Origin of the sequence: Thalassotalea sp. G20_0, assembly GCF_017744175.1 — a bacterium.
Classification (GTDB): Bacteria; Pseudomonadota; Gammaproteobacteria; order Pseudomonadales; family Endozoicomonadaceae; genus Endozoicomonas.
Genome location: NZ_JAGHQV010000018.1, coordinates 20,595 through 25,081 on the forward strand (window position 1 = coordinate 20,595; position 4,487 = coordinate 25,081).

Annotated in this window: 3 protein-coding genes; 2 read left to right on the plus strand and 1 reads right to left on the minus strand. The window is 47.2% G+C overall.

The genetic code is table 11. From position 1 onward, the window contains the following. Nucleotides 1-35: 35 nt before the first annotated feature. Nucleotides 36-1,889: a GAF domain-containing protein gene (locus tag J7438_RS12485; RefSeq protein WP_209276791.1), complete on the minus strand. Its 1,854-nt coding sequence runs from the start codon at nt 1,887-1,889 to the stop codon at nt 36-38. 181 nt (nt 1,890-2,070) lie between these two features. Here J7438_RS12485 and J7438_RS12490 point away from each other — a divergent pair, with 181 nt between their 5' ends. Continuing rightward, nucleotides 2,071-3,498, plus strand: coding sequence for a TolC family outer membrane protein (locus tag J7438_RS12490; protein ID WP_209276792.1), 1,428 nt, complete (start codon nt 2,071-2,073; stop codon nt 3,496-3,498). Between the two features lie 31 nt (nt 3,499-3,529). Further along, complete coding sequence (locus tag J7438_RS12495; RefSeq protein ID WP_209276793.1) at nt 3,530-4,309, plus strand: SapC family protein; 780 nt, start codon at nt 3,530-3,532, stop codon at nt 4,307-4,309. Nucleotides 4,310-4,487: the final 178 nt, after the last annotated feature.

Consider the following 4,487-nt stretch of genomic DNA (forward strand, 5'->3'; position numbering starts at 1 on the left):
TGAGCTGCTGAACAGTGATCCTGACATCCGTTACCTCAACCCCACCAGGCCCATAGTTTAAGCTGAAGCCACTCCCGGGTTTCCCTTAGCCAGATGCCGAGAAGATTCCGCTCATCAATAATGATTTTGCCGATGCCTTCCATTCCGGGCTGTATAAGACTCGTGTCGGATAAGAGCTCACCCTCAACGATAAAGTAGGTAGAACCATCCAATGCTTCGGTTAAAGGCGTGACTTTGCTAAGGGTAAAATCAAAAGATGTTTCCGGCAGGGCTGAAAGATGAGCAGTACCTTCTTGTCCAGGCTGAATATCAGCAATTCTATTTTCCGGGACCAACATTTTTATGCGGTATTCATCCAGTTCAGATACCGATAATAAAACCTCTCCTTTGGTGACTGAGCTGCCAAGTCGCTGATCAAGGTCGCCGCTGATAACCAGTCCATCAAAGGGGGCGGTCAGGTTGGCTCTCATTAACTGGCTATTGACCAGCTCCAGTTGCGCTTCAGCCTGTTGAAGCTGTGCCGTGATGATATTGATTTTTGCCCGGTCCCTGAATGCCAGGGCTTCCTGATACTGGCGATTAAGCTTTGCCTGTTCTGATAGCCATTTCAGTTTTTCCAGCCGCAGATCCCGATCATCAAGGCTGATGAGCGTATCTCCGGAATTGACTGTATCACCAGCGCGCGCATGGGTGCTCTCTATATAGCCATCATAAGGTGCCACAATAGCTCGCTGAGCTGAGCTTTCAATTCTGGCCTGGGTTGATAAGCGATAGGTGCCGGTTGCAAAGGTAAAGAATACAGAAAAGACGACTAACAACAGAGCGGCCAGTTTTCTTCCCGGGTAATTTGGCCCTGTAAGTCGTTTAAACTGGGTTTTCCAAGAGTCTACCGCTTTTTGCCACAGTGAAAGATCATTCTGACGTTTGTCGTTCAGAGAAGGGCTGATGAGACTGATAATACTCTGGCAAAGCGCTACCTGTTCATCGGTAAAAGGGTAGGCAGGGCTGGTTTCAAGAACAATGGCACCAGTCACTTTATGGTCGGAATATACAGGTATTGATAATATGCAGGCATCGCCCTGTAGCCCGGACAGTGCTTTATGGGCAAGCGTCAGTGCTGACCCATTGTTTTCTGTTTGGGGGAATCGAATAGGGCGGTCCTGATCGATAGATTCATCCATGACCTGTTCAATGGCACGAACCAGGTTCATTTTTTTGCCAAACTGTGTGTTGTGGGACAGGTACTTCAACGTCGTGTGATGGTTATGGTATTCACCCAGACTGACCCGATCACAATTAAAAAGAGTAGCCAGCTCTGTGACCAGCCCTATGGCTGCTGCAGAATAATTTGGTTCCGATAGCACTCTGGCGAGAATATTGACCCGGTCAGAAGTGCATTTCTGTTGAAAATTCAGCGCGTCAAAGCGGTGCTGATAATCAATAATCTCAAGCCCCGCAGTACTCCATTGAAGCGACGCCATCGCTTTTTGCAATGCTTCCTGAGAGTTGGCTTGCAGTGCAATGGCGACCAATGCTATAGGGCGCTGGTTAGGAAGAGATGGATCATTGGATTGTACCGGGTAGAGGAGAGCAAATGTTTCGCTACTGCTCCCATCACTATGCAGTGTACTGATTTGTGGTTGATCCCAATGGGAGAGTTGGCTGGCCAGTGCTTCCAGCCTTGGGAAATAAGTTGAGCTCTTTTGGCAGGAGGCAACGTTGAAGAGCACGTTATCAGTTTGGACCATGATCAGGCTGCAATGCAGTCCGTCAATCATATAATTCTGACCCAGCAGCCACTCCTTATAATAGTCAGCCGATGTCTGGTGACTCAGCTGGCTATTGTCTTGTCGTATTTTTTCGGAGTCAGAAACTGCTTGTTCATCCATTGGCATTCGCTTCTATACGGCTGATTTTTTTTAGAAACCCATGGTGAAACTAAGGGTATTATTTTGTTAACATTTGCACACTTCTTCTTGAAAGTGCTTGCCATTTATTTTTTAATCAACGGGTAAATAAAATATCAATAAAAAGTAAGTACGTATATACCCTTTCAGGGTGTTCGTCGAAATGTCACCGCTCAAGGAGGGGGTCGTGAACATGTCACCCGGTTTCAAGGCTACGTCTCTGAAAAGGTTTATCCTTACAGTGTCATGGTTAACGATAGTGCCTTTGTATTCTCAGGCTGCTGATTTGCTTGATATTTATAAACAGGCGCTTGATCATGACCCGGTGTATCGGGCAGGGATGTTTGAGCACGAAGCTTCCAAAGAAATATACACGCAGGCTCGTGCGGTTTTATTACCAAGCCTCCAGTTTGAGTACAGCAAAACAAAATCAAAACAGGATATTGTCAGTTCAGACAATACGGTTTATGCAAAAGGCAGTACTTCGTTTCCCACCGATGAGCAAAACCTTTCACTGACCCAATCTATCTACAGCTACAGCAATTGGGCCTACTTCAAACAGGCAAAGGCCGAAGTGAGGAAGGTTGCTGCGGACCTGGAGAATGTGCGCCAGGATCTGGTGATGAGAGTAGCAGCTGCTTATTTTACGGTATTGCGAGAAAGCGACAGTTATCAGGCAATTGACGCTGAAGTAAAGGCGCTTGAGAAACATTTCCAGCTGGTGGATCGGGAATTTGCCAATGGTCTTGCTAATAGCACCGACTTACTGGATGCCGAAGCACGTTACATGCAGGCTCAGGCCGGTCAGATTGAAATAGCGAACAATCTCCATGATGCGCTCCAGGGCTTAAAGGAGATTTCTGGCAAGTTGCCAGATAACTTGAATGCTCTTGGCCAGAATCTGGCTTTGCAACGCCCTGACCCTTCTACGATGAAAAGCTGGGTGGATAATGCTCAGGCAAACAACCCGGCGGTTTTGTCCAGACAGAGTGCTGTCGACGTAGCCTGGCAGGAAGTGCGCCGCCAGAAAGGCGGTCATTATCCAACTTTTGATCTTGTGGTCACCCAGAGCGCCAGGGAAACCGGCGGCTCACTGTTTGGTGGCGGAAGTGAAGTGGATTCCCGGGATGTCCTCTTTCAAATGACCTTGCCAATTTATTCTGGTGGTGCGGTTTCATCAAAAGTGCGTGAGTCCATTAATCGTCATTACAAGGCTCAGGATGAATTAGAGCTGGCACTTCGTCAGGTGGCCCGAGAAGCTCAGGCAGCCTATACGGGGATTGTCAGTTCCATCAGTAAGGTCAATGCATTACAAAAATCCGTGGAAACCTATGAGAAAGCGGCAGAGGGTAAACGCACGGCATTTGAATCTGGCGTGATCTCCAGTGGCAGTGTGCTGGATAGTGAACGGTTGTTGTTTATTGCCAGAAGTGACTTCTCTGCTGCCCGTTACGATTATCTTATGAATCATCTGCGCCTCAAACGAGCGGCGGGTAGCCTCTCTGAAGCGGATATTGTGGGTATAAACCGGTTGTTGAATGGTGTCAGTTTATCAACGGACACAAATGCGTTATTGGCCTTTGGTGGCTGAACTCTAATGTAAGGGAATGAGGTAATAATAAATGAGTGTGCAACTGTTGATTTATGGACAGGTAGAAGCCGTCAATAAAAAACGTCATTCTGACTGGTCTATCAAGGCTGAAAACAATTATGACTTTGCCAAAGAGGTTAACTCAGTACCTTTAATGGCGGTAGAGTTTCCAAAAGCGTCTCAGGACTACGCGATTGTCTTTGCTGGCAAAGACGACGATGTGGTTCCAGTAGTTGTGATGGGCGTTCGTGAAGGTGAAAACGCCTATGTTGATGAAGAGGGGCAATGGCAAGCACCCTATGTGCCTGCGTTTATTCGTCGCTATCCGTTTGTTTTTGCGACCTCTGATGATGGAAAAACGCTGACGTTGTGTCTGGATGAAGCTTATGCCGGTTGTAATCAGGACGGTCGAGGAGAGCGCCTGTTTGATGCAGAAGGTGAACAAACCCAGTACCTTGAGAAAGTTTTGAGCTTTCTGCAGGACTATCAGACTCAGTATCAACGTACCCAGTTGTTTTGCAAAAAATTGAACGAGCTGGGTCTGTTGGAAGAAATGGGGGCGAAATTCACCCTGCCAGGCCAGGAAGAGCGGACCCTGACCGGATTTAAAACCATTAATCGTGAAAAGCTGAAAGGTATTCCTGCTGAAGAACTGTCAGCCCTGATGGCCAATGATGGCCTGGAGTTGATTTACCTGCACCTTCAGTCACTGAATAACCTGAATAAAGTCATTGAGCGACTGCCAAAGCAGGTTATCTCATCCTCTGAGATAGCCGATACTGAAAGCGCAGAAGCAGCAGGTATTCACTAAGGCTAATGTGGCTTTAGTGTTGATGTTGATAGGGCTCTATTAATAGCACGGCTTATGTCGTGCGTTTTGCTGTAAGGGTGTTGTTGATGTCTTTAATTGAAAAAGGACTCCAGTCTTTGACCTGACCACCTGAGACTGGAAACCATTGGATTCAGAACAATAACAAGCGGACCGGCTA